Raw genomic sequence first — 14,476 nt, 5'->3', positions numbered from 1 at the left:
CTGGTGTGGACAGGTGGCCGAGTGGTTAATGGCAGCAGACTGTAAATCTGCCCGCGAGAGCGTACGCTGGTTCGAATCCAGCCCTGTCCACCACCGCTGTTTTTTTAAATGACCAATTAAACTCGCTTGCAAGTGCAAGCTTGCTGCGCAACTTTGTGCAGTATGACGACGATCCGTATTTCGGTTGATGGCGGCCTGTACATCGTAGCTGATGAACTGGGTGGACGTGGCGCGCCGATGGTTGTGCTGGGGCACGGTGGCGGGCAGACGCGGCATAGTTGGGACCGCGCGGGGCATGAACTGGCCGCAGCAGGCTATCATGTGATCAACTACGATTTGCTCGGCCACGGCGAGAGCGACTGGGAGCCTGGCGGCGACTATTCCTTTCGCAGACGCGCCGCTGACCTTGCACTTTTGCGCGAACTCGGAGGGAAGCGTTTTGCCTTTGTCGGGGCTTCGCTCGGTGGGCTGTCCGCAATGGCCGCAGCGAGCCATGGCACAGAGCCTGATGCTATTGTGCTGGTCGATGTGGTGGCCCGTCTTTCGGAAAAAGGGGTGAAGCGGATCATCGGCTTCATGTCGGCCAATCCAGAAGGCTTTGCATCCTTGGAGGAAGCGGCGGATGCGATTGCGGCCTACTATCCTGATCGCCCGCGTCCTGCGCGGCTCGACGGGCTTCGCAAAAATTTGCGACTGGGGGATGATGGGCGCTTTCACTGGCACTGGGACCCAAAGTTTTTGAGCAGCGGGCGCGATCATGGGGCTATCGATGCGCTGCTGGATGAGGCAGCATGGACTGCGCGCGTGCCAACTTTGCTGGTTCGCGGGATGAAGTCCGATATCGTGACCGATGTGGGCGTTGCCGATCTTTCTGCGCGCCTTCAAAAGCTTGAGGTCGTCGACATCGGCGGGGCAGGTCATATGGTGGCGGGAGACCGCAATGATCAGTTCAACGCTGCGGTCATTGCGTTTCTCGCTCGTGTCATGCCGCCACTCACCGCAACAGTGGGGTAGAACAGGGCGACTTTGCTTGTCGCGCGCGCGCGCAGTCCCTAGATGAGGGGAATGTCCGGTGAAATTCTCGATAACCGCGGTCGCGGTACCGCCGGGTGGTCTTGGCCATCCATTCATCCCGAAGGGCGCAAGTTTGGCCTGATCTCTGCTGCCGTCTGCGCAGGCGCTGCGTTCATGGCGTGGGAGACCATTGCCTGGCCGCTGGCGTTCCTGACGCTAGGCATCTTGGCCTTCTTCCGGGATCCTGTGCGCGTAACGCCGCGCGATGATCGCTTTGTAGTCGCCCCCGCAGATGGTCTGATCACGCTGATCCAGAAAGTCCCGCCCCCGCGTGAGCTTTGCGCCGATGACGGTAGCGGTGTGCGCGGCATGAACTCTGAGCCGGTCACACGCGTCTCGATCTTCATGTCGGTGTTTGACGTGCACATCAACCGCTCGCCCGTGGCAGGCACGATCCGCCGCGTGGTATATATTCCGGGCAAGTTCCTCAACGCTGATCTCGACAAGGCCAGCGAGGAGAATGAACGCCAGCACTTCCTCGTCGAGCGGGGCGATGGCGTGCAGATCGGATTTACCCAGATTGCAGGGCTTGTCGCGCGTCGCATCGTTCCGTTCGTCAAAGGCGGCGACATCGTCGCTGTCGGGCAGCGTGTGGGCCTGATCCGCTTTGGCAGTCGCGTCGATGTCTATCTTCCGGCGGGCACAGAACCCAAGGTACTGATGGGCCAAAAGACGGTCGCGGGTGAGACGATCCTTGCCGAAATCGGCGATGCTCCGATGCTTGAGGGCGTTAGCCAGTGATCGATGATGGCGAAGGCACGGGCCAGCGACGCGGACGCCTTCCCGGGGGCCTGACCTTGCGGGCAATGACGCCCAATGCAATTACCACTGCCGCGCTCTGTTCCGGGCTGACGGGCATCCGTTTTGCCGTGACGGCTGCATCGGGCACAGATCCGATGCAAGTTGCCGTGGACTGGCGAAAGGCGGTTGCCGCCGTGATCATTGCTGGACTGCTGGACGGCATCGATGGGCGCATCGCCCGCCTGCTCAAGGCGCAATCGCGCTTTGGTGCGGAACTCGACAGTCTGGCCGACAACGTGTCCTTTGGCGTTGCCCCCGCGCTGATAATCTTCCTGTGGTCCTTGCAGGAAGCGCCACGTGTTGGCTGGTTTGCGGCGCTTGCGGTGGCGATCGCCTGTGCCTTGCGCCTGGCGCGGTTCAACGCGCGCATTGATTTGGAAGAGCAGCCGCACAAGTCTGCCGGGTTCCTGACGGGTGTGCCTGCACCAGTCGGGGCAGGGCTGGCGTTCCTGCCACTCTACCTCTGGATCGCGACCGACAACCCGGTGTTCCGTGAACCGCTGCTCGTCGGTCCTTGGCTGGTCCTGATCGCGTTCCTGATGATCTCGAACCTTGCCACACTTGGCTGGTCTGCAATCCGGCCACGCCGCAACGTACGACTTGAACTGATGGCACTGGTGGGATTGCTGATCGCAGCACTGCTGACTGAACCGTGGCTTACGCTCTCAGGGATTTCCGTAGTCTACTTGCTCTCAATTCCAGTGAGCGTGTTGCGCTATGCCAAGGTCAAGCGGCAGCGCGCAGCGGCTGCGTAGAGCGCGCTGCTTCGACCACTGAGCGATTCTTCCGGTGGTTCACGCGGCGCGGTTGCGCCAGTGCAACGCCGCGCGGGGCGGGCGATCCGTGACTGGTGACCTGCACAAGAAATTCGCGGTCACGCTGCAGCGCGCGATATTCAGCCAGCAGCGCCCTGATTTGCCCTGTGCGCCCGTGCATCGTCACAAAAACAGAGATGGCTGCAAATGCCGCCGTGGCAGCAAACAGGGCTGAGCAAACCAGTGCAAGCATGGTGCGAATCCTTGAGCTTTGTGATCCTGCCCGCGCTTTGACGGTTCAGGAAAGACCTGTGGAAAACCTGTGAATTGCGTTATTGTTCCTTGTCGGTCCGAGGACTGATTCGGTTATGGAGCTAATGTTCCCTTTTTGTTCCATCCCGTCAAGCGGAAATCTCGCGGCTTTGCGCGTCTGTTCTGCTTTTGATCGGAAATCGGCCGAGAATGGCGGTAAATCCGCGCTGGATTTTCTCGAAATCCTGCACTAAGGGCCGCTCCGCCGAAGAGTTTTGCGGGCATTGTGCTCGCAGACGAACGCGGCAATCCACACGGGAAGCGCTCTCACCGGTGCCGACAGCGGGATCTCCGCAGCGGTTCCAGCTTCCCGGAGGCACAACCGGAAAGGAATTACCTATGGCGGCACCTGTCGTCACGATGCATCAGCTTATCGAAGCAGGGGCCCACTTCGGCCACCAGACCCACCGTTGGAATCCGCGGATGAAGCCGTATATCTTCGGCGCCCGCAACGGCATCCACATCCTTGACCTGTCGCAGTCGGTTCCGCTTTTCGCCCGCGCGCTCGAGTTCATCTCGGCTACCGTTCAGGCAGGCGGCAAGGTTCTGTTCGTTGGCACCAAGCGTCAGGCGCAGGAGCCGATCGCACAGGCCGCGCGCGCTTCGGGCCAGCACTTCGTCAACCACCGCTGGCTGGGTGGTATGCTCACCAACTGGAAGACCATTTCGGGCTCGATCAAGCGTTTCAAGGCGCTGGAAGAGCAGCTTGCCGGTGACACAGCAGGCCTGACCAAGAAGGAAGTTCTCCAACTGACGCGCGAGCGTGACAAGCTTGAACTTTCGCTCGGCGGCATCCGCGACATGGGCGGTATCCCGGACGTGATGTTCGTGATCGACGCCAACAAGGAAGAGCTGGCGATCAAGGAAGCCAACGTTCTGGGCATTCCGGTCGTTGCCATCCTCGATTCGAACGTTTCGCCCGATGGCATCGCGTTCCCGGTTCCGGCAAACGATGACGCAAGCCGCGCCATCCGCCTGTACTGTGAAGCTGTGGCTGCGGCTGCGACCAAGGGTGGCCGTGAAGCTGCTATCGCTTCGGGTGCTGACCTGGGTGCGATGGACGAGCCGATAGCGGAAGTAGCCGTAGAAGGCTGATCCGGTTTTTCGCGTGACGGCCCTTCTGAAATGGCGGGCCGTCACCGAACTGTCCCGGATGTGATTTACGGGCCGCGGCAGTGCTGCGGCCTTCCCTATATTCAAGATTAAAGGATCAACGCGATGGCTTATACTGCCGCTGACGTGAAGAACCTGCGCGAGCGCACCGGCGCCGGCATGATGGACTGCAAGAAGGCTCTCGACGAAGCCAATGGCGATTTCGAAGCTGCGGTTGACGCACTGCGCGCCAAGGGCCTTGCCGCTGCCGCCAAGAAGTCGAGCCGCACTGCGGCTGAAGGCCTTGTCGGCGTTGCCGTTTCGGGGACCAAGGGCGTTGCCGTTGAAGTGAACTCGGAAACCGATTTCGTTGCCAAGAACGAGCAGTTCCAGGACTTCGTCCGCAAGGCCACGGAAGTTGCGCTGAACGCCGGCGTGACCGACGTCGAAGCGCTCAAGGCTGCTGCCTATCCTGATGGCGGCACCGTGTCGGACAAGCTGACCAACAACGTCGCCACCATCGGTGAAAACCAGCAGTTGCGCCGCATCAAGCACGTGGGCGTCACGAATGGTGTTGTCGTGCCTTATATGCACAACGCTGCTGCCCCGAACCTCGGCAAGATCGGCGTGCTCGTCGCGCTCGAATCCGAAGCTGCGGCTGACAAGCTCGAAGCTCTCGGCAAACAGATCGCCATGCACATCGCAGCGGCTTTCCCGCAGGCGCTGAATGCCGAAGGTCTCGATGCCGAACTGATCGCGCGTGAACGCAAGGTCGCTGCGGAAAAGGCTGCTGAAAGCGGCAAGCCCGCCGAAGTCCAGGCCAAGATGGTTGACGGTGCCGTCGCCAAGTATGCCAAGGAAAACGCGCTGCTTTCGCAGATATTCGTGATGGACAACAAGTCGACCATCCAGCAGGTCGTCGATGCTGCCGGCAAGGAAGCTGGCGCCAAGATCGTGTTGGTGGACTACGTCCGCTTCCAGCTCGGCGAAGGCATCGAGAAGGAAGAGACCGACTTCGCTGCCGAAGTGGCTGCTGCTGCCGGCATCAAGTGAGTCTGCAAGTAACGGTCCCCGCAAGGGCGGTTCCGCAAAGGGATTGCCAGTGCGGGGATTGTTGCGTCTGCGCCCTTGGCACGGCCCATCACAGGGTTATAAGGGCCGCCATTCAATCTCCGGTACGAGTGCATCCAGCCCATGAGCGTCCCATCCTACAAGCGCATCCTCCTGAAGCTTTCGGGCGAAGTGCTGATGGGGGAGCAGCAGTTCGGCATTGATACCGATTATGTCGCCCGCCTTGCCCAGGAGGTGAAGGACGCGCGCGACAGCGGTTTACAGATTTGTCTGGTGATCGGCGGGGGCAACATTTTCCGCGGCATGGCGGGAGCCGCCAAGGGCATGGACCGTGCGCAGGCGGATTACATGGGAATGCTGGCCACGGTGATGAACGCGCTGGCCATGCAGAACGCGCTCGAACAGCTTGGCGTGCCGACGCGCGTGCAGTCAGCCGTGCAGATGGATCAGGTGTGCGAACCGGTGATCCGTCGCCGCGCCGAACGGCATCTGGAAAAAGGCCGCATTGTGATCTTTGCCGCCGGTGTAGGCGCACCCTATTTCACCACCGATTCCGGTGCTGCCTTGCGCGCGGCTGAAATGCGCTGCGATGCGCTGCTCAAGGGCACCAGTGTGGACGGCGTCTATGATGCCGACCCCAAGAAGGATGCCTCGGCAAAGCGTTACGACACCGTGGATTACGACACGGTCTTGGCGCAAAATCTGAAAGTCATGGATGCAAGCGCGGTGGCGCTGTGTCGTGATAACAACATCCCGATCGTCGTCTTCTCGATCCGCGAGCAGGGCAATCTTGCCCTTGTGCTGTCGGGCGGGGGAACGCAGACCATTGTGAAGAAGGACGCCTGACATGGCCAAGTACGACAAGGTGGATCTGGAGCGCCGCATGAAAGGCGCCGTGGAATCGCTCAAGAGCGATCTGTCCGGCCTGCGCACCGGCCGCGCCAACACCGCGCTGCTCGATCCGGTGACGGTCGAGGTCTATGGCAGCCACATGCCACTTTCGCAGGTTGCCAGCGTCTCTGCGCCCGAGCCGCGTATGCTTTCAGTGCAGGTGTGGGACAAGTCAAACGTCACACCGGTGGAAAAGGCAATCCGCTCGGCCGGTTTGGGCCTCAACCCGATCAGCGATGGCCAGACGCTGCGCCTGCCGATCCCGGACTTGACCGAGGAGCGCCGCAAGGAGCTTGCCAAGCTTGCCAGCAAGTATGCGGAAAATGCCCGCATCGCGATCCGCAACGTGCGCCGCGATGGCATGGACGCGCTCAAGGCTGATGAGAACAAGAAGGAAATCTCGGAGGACGAACGCAAGCGCGCCGAGACCGACCTGCAGAAGCTTACCGACGAAATCGTGAAGCAGGCTGACGATGCAGCCACGGCCAAGGAAAAGGAAATCCTCGGCAAGTGACCGCCGTTACGGCCTCGAATGGCGATGGCGCGGTCTGCGGTGCACGGCATGTTGCCATCATCATGGATGGCAACGGACGTTGGGCCAAGAAGCGCATGATGCCGCGCGCCTTCGGTCATAAGCGCGGCGTTGATACAGTGCGCGAAATCGCCCGCGCCGCCCGCGACATGGGGCTGGAGGCACTGACGCTCTATGCGTTCTCGTCTGAAAACTGGAAGCGACCGGCAGACGAGATTGCAGACCTGATGGGTATGCTGCGCACATTCATCCGCAACGACCTGGATGAGTTCGTGGCGAACAACGTTCGTTTGCAGATCATCGGCGATTATCAGGTGCTTGCGCCCGATATCGTCGGCATGATCGAAGACGCGATGGCGCGCACCGCGCACAACACTGGCACCACCGTGGCCATCGCCCTGAACTACGGTTCGCAGCAGGAAATCGCACGTGCTGCGGCCAAGGCTGCGGCCAAAGGCCCGATCACGCCGGAAGCAATCGAAGCGGAACTCGATACCGCCAGTCTTCCGCCGCTCGATCTGCTGATCCGTACGTCGGGCGAAGTGCGCCTGTCGAACTTCCTGCTGTGGCAGGCGGCCTATGCCGAGATGTGGTTTACCGACGTGCTCTGGCCCGATTTCACTGCGGCGCATTTGCGTGAGGCGCTGGACCAGTTTGGCGCGCGCGAGAGGCGTTTTGGTGGACGTTGATCCCGTCTCGGTGCCGTTAGAGGCAGTTCAGCGCAAGAATGCGGATCTGCCCGTGCGGGTTGCATCGGCGGTGGTCATGCTGGCTATTGCAGGTGCAGCGTTCTGGGCCGGTGGGCTGGTGCTCGACCTGTTCGTGGCGGCAGTGGCGTTCGGGGTGTTCGTCGAATACGTCCTGCTGGTAAGCAAGATTGCTGACAGCCCGGCGCGGCTTGGGCCGATGGTGATTGCAGGTGCAATCTATATCGGTTGGGCCGGGCTTGCACTGGCGGTGATGCCTGATGTGATGATGCTGGTGGTGTTGGGCCTGGTGATTTTCACCGACACCGGGGCCTATTTCACCGGACGGTCGCTGGGCGGGCCGAAGATTGCGCCGAAGATCAGCCCTTCGAAGACATGGTCGGGGTTGCTCGGAGGGATGGCAGCTGCGGGGATTTGGGCGGGCGTTTGCGTGCTGGGGGCAAATTACCTTGAATCGAGCCTTGGCCCAACTGGTCCGAGCGTTGCAGCCGCATTCCGTGCGACTGATCTTGCGGTGGCCGCCATTTCGGGCGCTGTGCTGGCCGTTTTCGCGCAGGCGGGTGATTTCTACGAATCCTGGCTCAAGCGGCGCGCGGGGGTGAAGGATTCCTCGCGGCTGATCCCCGGCCACGGGGGCTTGTTTGACAGGCTCGACGGTTTGCTCCCGGTGGCGATCATCGTTGGCACCGTCTGGGCTGCGTCACAGGCGGCGGGTTGAAGCATGGCGCGCACAATTTCCATTCTTGGCGCGACCGGTTCGATCGGCGCATCCACGCTCGACCTCATCCGCCGCAACCGTGATGAATGGCGTGTCGTGGCACTCACCGCCAATGCCGATGCAACTGGTCTTGCAAAGCTGGCGCGGGAATTCGGTGCAGAAGTGGCAGTCGTCGCTGATGTATCCGCGTTCGCGGAACTTCGCGAAGCCATTTCAGGCACCAATATCCACGCCGCTGCCGGTCCGGGTGCGCTGGTCGAGGCCGCTGCGCGCGGGGCTGATTTGACCGTCGCCGCCATCGTCGGCTGCGCGGGCCTTGCGCCGACCATGGCCGCCATAGAACAGGGCGGTGTGATCGCGCTCGCGAACAAGGAAGCGCTGGTTTCCGCAGGCGATGTGATGACCGCCGCCGTTGCCCGCCATGGCGCCACGCTGCTGCCCGTCGATTCCGAACACAATGCGATTTTCCAATGCCTTGCCGGAAATGATCCGGCACACGTCCGCACGATCACGCTGACGGCAAGCGGTGGTCCGTTCCGGGAATGGACGCTGGACCAGCTACATGCCGCCACCCCGGCCGAAGCGGTGAAGCATCCCAACTGGTCGATGGGCGCAAAGATCAGCGTCGATTCGGCCACGATGATGAACAAGGGCCTCGAGTTCATCGAGGCCTATCATCTGTTCCCGGTGGGCGTTGAGCGGCTGAGGATCATCGTCCACCCGCAATCGGTGGTCCATTCGATGGTTGAATACCGGGATGGATCGACTCTTGCCCAGCTTGGCCCCTCTGACATGCGCGTGCCCATCGCTTCGGCGCTGGCTTGGCCTGCACGCATGGACACACCCTGCGCGCCGCTCGATCTCGCGGCTATCGGGCAATTGACCTTCCGCGCCCCCGATGAGTTGCGCTTCCCTGCGACCCGCGTGGCGCGCGAGGCCGTGATTGTGGGCGGGGCCGCACCTGCCACGATGAACGCAGCGAACGAGATTGCAGTCGCCGCCTTCCTTGATGGTCAGATTGCGTTCACCCGTATCGTGCAATCGGTTGAAGATGTCCTTTCACGCGCTATGCTTTCCGCTCCAGCCAGCCTTGATGATGTTATCGCCATCGATGCCGAGGCACGTGTGCGGGCGCGAGAGTTGATGGAGTGCGCTTGATTATGGAGTTTGGGCGCCAATGACCCCGCTGGAAAGCCCCGGCATTCTCACCACCGTGCTGGCCTTCGTGCTGGTGCTGGGGCCGCTCGTGTTCATCCACGAGCTTGGCCACTACCTCGTCGGTCGCTGGTTCGGTGTGAAGGCGGATGTCTTCTCGATCGGCTTCGGCAAGGAACTGGCAGGCTGGACCGACAAGCGCGGCACCCGCTGGAAGCTCTCTGCACTGCCGCTCGGTGGTTACGTCCAGTTTGCGGGCGATATGAACCCGGCGAGCCAGCCCAGCCCGGACTGGCTGGCGCTCCCGGCGGAAGAACGGAACCGCACGTTTCAGGCCAAGCCGCTTTGGCAGCGTTCGCTGATCGTGCTGGCTGGTCCGATGACCAACCTGCTGTTTGCGGTTCTGATCCTTGCGGGCTTCACGCTTGGCTATGGCAAAGTCGTGGTTCCGCCCGTGGTCGGCGAAATCCAGAGCGGCTCCGCTGCCGATCGCGCGGGCGTTGAACTGGGTGACCGCATTGTTTCGATCCGTGGCAAAGCCATTGATTCGTTCCTTGATGTTCGGCTCGAAGTGGGCCAGAATCCCGGCGAACCGCTCGATCTGGTGGTTTTGCGCGAAGGCAGGCAGGTGGAAATCGCCGCCCGCGCCGAAGTGAAAGACCTCAGCGACCGCTTTGGGAATACCCAGAAGATCGGCTTCCTCGGCATCGGTCCGAAGTCTTTTGAGGTAGTACGCGTCGGCCCGGTTGAGGCAGTAGTCGATGGCGTGAAGCAGACCGGCAGCATCATTGCGATGATGGTCAACGGCATTGGCCAGATCATCACCGGCAAGCGTGAGGTCAAGGAGCTTGGCGGCCCGATCAAGATCGCTAAATATTCCGGCGAACAGCTCGTTTCCGGCTGGCAGGCCTTTGTCGGCTTTGTCGCGCTGATCTCGATTAACTTGGGGTTCATTAACCTCCTGCCAATTCCCGTCCTCGACGGTGGCCATCTGGCTTTCTATGCAGCGGAAGCGGTGCGCAGGAAACCGGTTGGCCAGCGCGGGCAGGAGTGGGCGTTCCGCACCGGTCTTGCGTTCGTCATGGCGCTGATGCTGTTTGTCACGATCAACGACGTGGCATCGCTGAAGATCTTCGGAGGTTAACCTTCATTGCGTGTGCCCGTGCGGGGGCGCGATCTCTGGTTCCTGAAGGGGTAGGACCGAAATCGTACACGGAATGTCTTTCCACAGAAATGCGGGGCAATGTTTGCTTGATTGGCCTTGTTGCATCGGGCAGAGGGCTGCATTGCTTGCCGTGGCTGGATACTCATTGCGGGCGTCCAGCTGCCACTTAGTACGGGATGGCGCTTGGTGATGATTGGACGGAACGCGGCACGGGCAGGCAAGATGTCCCCGCTCGGAGCTGCATTGCTCGCTACCAGCGGGCTTGTCGCAGTCCCGCAAATTGCGTTTGCGCAGGCAGCGCCGGTGGAGCAACCTGCGGCTACCGCGCCTGCTCCTGCCGGAGATGTTATCCGCACGGTAACGGTGCAAGGCTCTCAGCGGCTCGAACCCGATACGATCTTGTCCTACATCCGCCTCCGCCCCGGCCAGACCTATACTCAGGTCACGGGCGATCAGGCGCTGAAAGACCTTTACGCGACGGAATTGTTCGCCGACGTGTCCGTCCGCAACAACAGCGGTGATGTGGTGATCCAGGTGAAGGAAAACCCGGTCATCAACCGCATTATCCTTGAGGGCAACAAGCGCCTCAAGGAAGACAAGATCCTGCCGGAGATCAAGCTGGCCGCGCGCCAGATTTTTACCCGGTCCAAAGTCCGTGCCGACGTCGCGCGTATCATCGAGCTGTACAAGCGGCAGGGCCGCTTTGCTGCCAGCGTTGAACCAAAGATGGTGATGCTTGAGCAGAACCGCGTCGACATCGTGTTCGAGATCAGCGAAGGGCCGAAGTCCAAGGTCCGCCAGATCAATATCCTCGGCAACGAGAAGTTCTCTGACGGCGACCTGCGCGGCCAGATGGTGACCAAGCAGGCGCGTTTCTTCCGTCTGTTTTCCTCTGGCACCAGCTACGACCCTGACCGCCTTGCTTTTGACCAGCAGAAGCTGCGCCAGTTCTATCTGACCGAAGGCTATGCCGATTTCCGCGTGGTCTCCGCCGTGGCCGAACTTACGCCCGACAAGCGCGATTTCATCATCACGTACGTGGTGGAAGAAGGTGATCGCTACAAGTTCGGCGATGTGAAGGTTGATAGCCAGCTCCGTGACTTTGACGGTGACAAGCTGGCGGAACGGCTGCCGATGAAGGCGGGGGACTGGTACAACGCCAAGATGGTTGAAGATCAGGTTGATGGCCTGACTGAAACCGCAGGCGCATTCGGCTATGCCTTTGCCGATGTTCGCCCTGATTTTGCGCGCAACAAGGATGACCTGACGATGTCGGTCACCTTCCGCATCGCAGAAGCGCCGCGTACGTACGTCGAACGCGTCGATGTGAACGGCAACACGCTGACGCAGGACAAGGTCGTGCGGCGCGAGTTCCGTATTGCTGAAGGTGATGCGTTCAACACGTTCCAGATCAAGCGCTCAACCAACCGCATCAAGTCGCTCGGCTACTTCCAGGAAAAGTTCGAGATCGAGCAGAAGCCGGGCAGCGCGCCCGACCGCATCATTCTTGAAGCCAATGTCGAGGAAAAGCCCACCGGCGAACTGCAGCTTTCGGCCGGTTTCTCCAGCCTTGAAAGCTTCATCTTCCAAGGCTCGATCCGGCAGAACAACTTCCGTGGTCGCGGCCAGACGATTGGCCTCTCGGTCGATTATTCGCGCTATACCCGTTCGGTGCAGGTCAGCTTTACCGAGCCTTATCTGTTCGACAAGAACATCTCGTTCGGCATGGACGTGTACCGGCGCGATCTGAACAGCTTCAATTTCCAGAACCAAAACCGGAACACCACCTATAAGCAGTCGACAACGGGCTTCTCGGCGCGTGTAGGTGTTCCGCTTACCGAATTCATGTCGCTGATCGGGCGTTACACGTTCAATATCGACGATGTGACGCTGGACGAAAATTCGTTCTTCATCAACGGCCAGTGCAGCAACCTGCTGGCAGGCCGCTATTTGTGCGATGCCATCGGCAAGCGCACCAGTTCGATCGTCGGTGCGTCGCTGGTCTATGACACACTGGATAACCGCCTGCGCCCGACGCGCGGCAATCAGGTGATCGTCGGTGTGGATTTTGCCGGCCTTGGCGGTTCGGTCAAATATGCGCGCGTCACTGCCAATGCGTCCAAGTTCTGGTCTGTTGGTAGCGGTTTCATCTTCTCGGTTCGCGGTGAGGGCGGAGCGATCAAGCCGCTGGCAAGCCGCTCGAACGACCCAACCGTCGATGACGTGTATCTGACAGACCGGTTCTTCCTTGGTGAGCCGCAAATCCGCGGCTTCGACATTCGCGGCGTTGGTCCCCGCGTGCTGCGCAAGACCATTATCAACGGAGTTGAAGCAACCGACCGCAATCAGTGGATCGACGATGCTGTGGGTGGGAAATACTATTACCTGACCCGCGCCGAACTCGAAATTCCTTTGGGGTCGGGCGCGCGTGAGCTTGGTCTGCGGCCGTCGATCTACGTCGATGCTGGCGCTGCGTGGGGTATCACCAATCCACTGGCGGCTAATCTCGTTAATCCGCAAAGCATCTATACTGACAAGCTGACCAACCGTCCCACGTCCAGTCCGACCGCTGCTGACGGCCAGTCGAATGGCGCGCCGGTGCAGACGTTCAACGAGACGTTCGTCGGCAATTCCCCGGCACCGCGCGTCGCTGTCGGTATCGGCGTAAACTGGAACTCGCCATTCGGTCCGTTCCGTCTCGATTTCGCCAAAGTCCTCAAGAAGGTCGATGGCGACGACCCCAAGACTTTCACCTTTAACGTGGGAACCCAGTTCTGATGAAACTTCGTTATGCTTCCGCGCTTCTCGCGGGTCTTTCCGTCGTGGCTGTCACGCCGACAGCCGCTGTTGCACAGGCTGCCGTTCAGGGCATCGCCATTGCCAATCCTTCGGCCGTGGTTGGCGCTTCGGCTGCTTTCCAGACCGCGCAATCGCAGCGCCCCACCACCTACAAGCCGCAGATCGATCAGGCCAATGCCCGCAAGGCGCAGATCGAAGCGCAGCTCAAGCCACTGATCGACAAGCTGCAGGCCGATTCGAAGGTTGCCAACCCGAACCGTGCATCGCTGCAGCAGCAGTACGAACAGATCCAGCAGATCGAACAGGCAGGCCAGGCCGAGATCCAGAAGATCCTCGAACCGCTCAATCTTTCGCAGCAGTACGTGCTCGAACAGATCGGCGACAAGCTGGACGCTGCCACGCAAGCGGCGATGGACAAGAAGAAGGTTACGCTCGTGCTCGATTCGCAGAGCGTGATCAAGGCAGGCCAGAGCTACAACCTCAACCAGGACATTCTGGCCGAGCTGAACAAGCTCATTCCGTCGGCGCAGCTCGTGCCGCCCGCTGGCTGGATGCCACGTGCGCAGCGTGAACAGCAGGCGCAGGCCCAAGCCGCGCAGCAGCCCGCCGCTGCTGGCACCAAGGCTCCCGAAGGCCGCTAAGGCTTTCGGTTCCGAAGAAGGTTTGGGGAAATGAGCGAAGAGACGGCTCCGGCCGTGATCACCGACTACGACGTGCGCAAGGTGATGGCGGCGCTTCCGCACCGCTATCCGCTGCTGCTGGTTGACCGGGTTGAATCGATCACGCTGAACGAGCGCATTCATGCGGTGAAAGCCGTGTCGATGAACGAGCAGTTCTTCCAAGGGCATTTCCCCGGCCGCCCGATCATGCCCGGCGTCCTCCAGATCGAGGCGCTGGCGCAGGCCGCTGGCGTGCTCGCCGTGGAATCGCTGGGCCTCGCAGGGTCGGGCAAGCTGGTCTATTTCATGGCGATCGAAGAGGCCAAGTTCCGCAATCCGGTGGAACCGGGCGTCCTGCTCGACCTGCACGTCGAATTCACGCAGAAGCGTTCGCGCGTGTGCAAGTTCGCTGGCAAGGCCATGATCGGCGACAAGGTGACCTGCGAAGTCAGCTTTACCGCGATGATTGCCGACGCTTGATCCTTACGCATAGCCGCGCCCCCGCGAAGGCGGGGGTCTCAGGCAGCCTAACACAGCGTTCAACTGCACGAGGTCCCCGCCTTCGCGGGGACGCAAAGAGGGGCTTCGCGGCGTGGTTGCACTCCACCCCAATTCCCGCTAATGGCGCGCGTTCACAGATTCTTGCGGCCGGTCGGAACCGGCTGCGCACCGGAGTTAGACCCATGAAGACTGGCATTCACCCCGACTACCACATGATCAAGGTGCAGATGACCGACGGCACCGT

Annotated in this window: 15 protein-coding genes and 1 tRNA gene; 15 read left to right on the top strand and 1 reads right to left on the bottom strand. The window is 60.9% G+C overall.

Annotation, left to right across the window (positions count from 1 at the left end; genetic code table 11):
• Positions 1-7 precede the first annotated feature (7 nt).
• From B7X90_RS07655 to B7X90_RS07640, 4 genes are all read left to right on the top strand, one after another.
• Positions 8-93 (top strand) — tRNA-Tyr (locus B7X90_RS07655).
• Positions 94-162: 69 nt separating this feature from the next.
• Positions 163-1,014 (top strand): alpha/beta hydrolase, encoded by an 852-nt coding sequence (locus B7X90_RS07650; RefSeq protein ID WP_292623222.1) that lies wholly within the window; start codon positions 163-165, stop codon positions 1,012-1,014.
• A gap of 51 nt (positions 1,015-1,065) precedes the next feature.
• The gene (locus B7X90_RS07645) at positions 1,066-1,815 is read left to right on the top strand and encodes a phosphatidylserine decarboxylase (protein WP_292623221.1); all 750 of its coding nucleotides are present in this window, start codon (positions 1,066-1,068) and stop codon (positions 1,813-1,815) included.
• The gene (locus B7X90_RS07640; protein ID WP_292623220.1) at positions 1,812-2,630 is read left to right on the top strand and encodes a phosphatidylcholine/phosphatidylserine synthase; all 819 of its coding nucleotides are present in this window, start codon (positions 1,812-1,814) and stop codon (positions 2,628-2,630) included. The genes B7X90_RS07645 and B7X90_RS07640 overlap by 4 nt, the downstream gene beginning before the upstream one ends.
• On the opposite strand, the gene B7X90_RS07635 is transcribed toward B7X90_RS07640, so the two are convergent.
• Positions 2,602-2,883: a hypothetical protein gene (locus tag B7X90_RS07635; RefSeq protein ID WP_292623218.1), complete on the bottom strand. Its 282-nt coding sequence runs from the start codon at positions 2,881-2,883 to the stop codon at positions 2,602-2,604. The two genes, B7X90_RS07640 and B7X90_RS07635, sit on opposite strands and share 29 nt — an antisense overlap.
• 398 nt (positions 2,884-3,281) lie before the next feature.
• Between B7X90_RS07635 and rpsB the strand changes: the two genes are divergently transcribed.
• From rpsB to fabZ, 11 genes are all read left to right on the top strand, one after another.
• Positions 3,282-4,037 (top strand): 30S ribosomal protein S2, encoded by a 756-nt coding sequence (gene rpsB / locus B7X90_RS07630; protein ID WP_292623216.1) that lies wholly within the window; start codon positions 3,282-3,284, stop codon positions 4,035-4,037.
• Between the two features lie 123 nt (positions 4,038-4,160).
• Positions 4,161-5,087, top strand: coding sequence for a translation elongation factor Ts (gene tsf / locus B7X90_RS07625; protein WP_292623214.1), 927 nt, complete (start codon positions 4,161-4,163; stop codon positions 5,085-5,087).
• A gap of 141 nt (positions 5,088-5,228) precedes the next feature.
• Positions 5,229-5,951, top strand: coding sequence for a UMP kinase (gene pyrH, locus B7X90_RS07620; protein ID WP_292623213.1), 723 nt, complete (start codon positions 5,229-5,231; stop codon positions 5,949-5,951).
• A gap of 1 nt (position 5,952) precedes the next feature.
• Positions 5,953-6,510, top strand: coding sequence for a ribosome recycling factor (gene frr / locus B7X90_RS07615; protein WP_292623211.1), 558 nt, complete (start codon positions 5,953-5,955; stop codon positions 6,508-6,510).
• Between the two features lie 62 nt (positions 6,511-6,572).
• A complete protein-coding gene (gene uppS / locus B7X90_RS07610) occupies positions 6,573-7,217 on the top strand; it encodes a polyprenyl diphosphate synthase (RefSeq protein ID WP_292623270.1) in 645 nt (214 codons plus the stop codon).
• Positions 7,207-7,953, top strand: a complete 747-nt coding sequence (locus B7X90_RS07605; RefSeq protein WP_292623209.1) for a phosphatidate cytidylyltransferase — start codon at positions 7,207-7,209, stop codon at positions 7,951-7,953. The genes uppS and B7X90_RS07605 overlap by 11 nt, the downstream gene beginning before the upstream one ends.
• Before the next feature lie 3 nt (positions 7,954-7,956).
• Positions 7,957-9,111, top strand: a complete 1,155-nt coding sequence (locus B7X90_RS07600; RefSeq protein ID WP_292623208.1) for a 1-deoxy-D-xylulose-5-phosphate reductoisomerase — start codon at positions 7,957-7,959, stop codon at positions 9,109-9,111.
• 19 nt (positions 9,112-9,130) lie between these two features.
• Positions 9,131-10,252 (top strand): RIP metalloprotease RseP, encoded by a 1,122-nt coding sequence (rseP, locus tag B7X90_RS07595; RefSeq protein WP_292623207.1) that lies wholly within the window; start codon positions 9,131-9,133, stop codon positions 10,250-10,252.
• A 243-nt stretch (positions 10,253-10,495) separates the two neighbouring features.
• Positions 10,496-13,051 carry an outer membrane protein assembly factor BamA gene (bamA, locus tag B7X90_RS07590; RefSeq protein ID WP_292623205.1) on the top strand — a complete coding sequence of 852 codons (2,556 nt, stop codon included), beginning with the start codon at positions 10,496-10,498 and terminating at the stop codon, positions 13,049-13,051.
• A complete protein-coding gene (locus B7X90_RS07585) occupies positions 13,051-13,713 on the top strand; it encodes an OmpH family outer membrane protein (protein WP_292623204.1) in 663 nt (220 codons plus the stop codon). Before bamA ends, B7X90_RS07585 begins: the two co-directional genes overlap by 1 nt.
• 30 nt (positions 13,714-13,743) lie before the next feature.
• A complete protein-coding gene (gene fabZ, locus B7X90_RS07580; RefSeq protein ID WP_292623203.1) occupies positions 13,744-14,211 on the top strand; it encodes a 3-hydroxyacyl-ACP dehydratase FabZ in 468 nt (155 codons plus the stop codon).
• Positions 14,212-14,476: the final 265 nt, after the last annotated feature.

The organism is Novosphingobium sp. 17-62-19, assembly GCF_002256775.1.
In the GTDB taxonomy this organism is placed as follows: Bacteria; Pseudomonadota; Alphaproteobacteria; order Sphingomonadales; family Sphingomonadaceae; genus Novosphingobium.
Note: the sequence above shows the minus strand (reverse complement) of the source record. Positions and strands in the feature narration are given on the sequence as shown.

Excerpts from the sequence above, each read along its gene's own strand:
- B7X90_RS07600 (WP_292623208.1), top strand. The coding sequence starts at position 7,957 with ATGGCGCGCACAATTTCCATTCTTGGCGCGACCGGTTCGATCGGCGCA.
- bamA (WP_292623205.1), top strand. The coding sequence starts at position 10,496 with ATGTCCCCGCTCGGAGCTGCATTGCTCGCTACCAGCGGGCTTGTCGCA.
- rpsB (WP_292623216.1), top strand. The coding sequence starts at position 3,282 with ATGGCGGCACCTGTCGTCACGATGCATCAGCTTATCGAAGCAGGGGCC.
- uppS (WP_292623270.1), top strand. The coding sequence starts at position 6,573 with ATGGATGGCAACGGACGTTGGGCCAAGAAGCGCATGATGCCGCGCGCC.
- rseP (WP_292623207.1), top strand. The coding sequence starts at position 9,131 with ATGACCCCGCTGGAAAGCCCCGGCATTCTCACCACCGTGCTGGCCTTC.
- frr (WP_292623211.1), top strand. The coding sequence starts at position 5,953 with ATGGCCAAGTACGACAAGGTGGATCTGGAGCGCCGCATGAAAGGCGCC.
- B7X90_RS07650 (WP_292623222.1), top strand. The coding sequence starts at position 163 with ATGACGACGATCCGTATTTCGGTTGATGGCGGCCTGTACATCGTAGCT.
- B7X90_RS07585 (WP_292623204.1), top strand. The coding sequence starts at position 13,051 with ATGAAACTTCGTTATGCTTCCGCGCTTCTCGCGGGTCTTTCCGTCGTG.
- B7X90_RS07635 (WP_292623218.1), bottom strand. The coding sequence starts at position 2,883 with ATGCTTGCACTGGTTTGCTCAGCCCTGTTTGCTGCCACGGCGGCATTT.
- pyrH (WP_292623213.1), top strand. The coding sequence starts at position 5,229 with ATGAGCGTCCCATCCTACAAGCGCATCCTCCTGAAGCTTTCGGGCGAA.
- fabZ (WP_292623203.1), top strand. The coding sequence starts at position 13,744 with ATGAGCGAAGAGACGGCTCCGGCCGTGATCACCGACTACGACGTGCGC.
- tsf (WP_292623214.1), top strand. The coding sequence starts at position 4,161 with ATGGCTTATACTGCCGCTGACGTGAAGAACCTGCGCGAGCGCACCGGC.
- B7X90_RS07645 (WP_292623221.1), top strand. The coding sequence starts at position 1,066 with ATGTCCGGTGAAATTCTCGATAACCGCGGTCGCGGTACCGCCGGGTGG.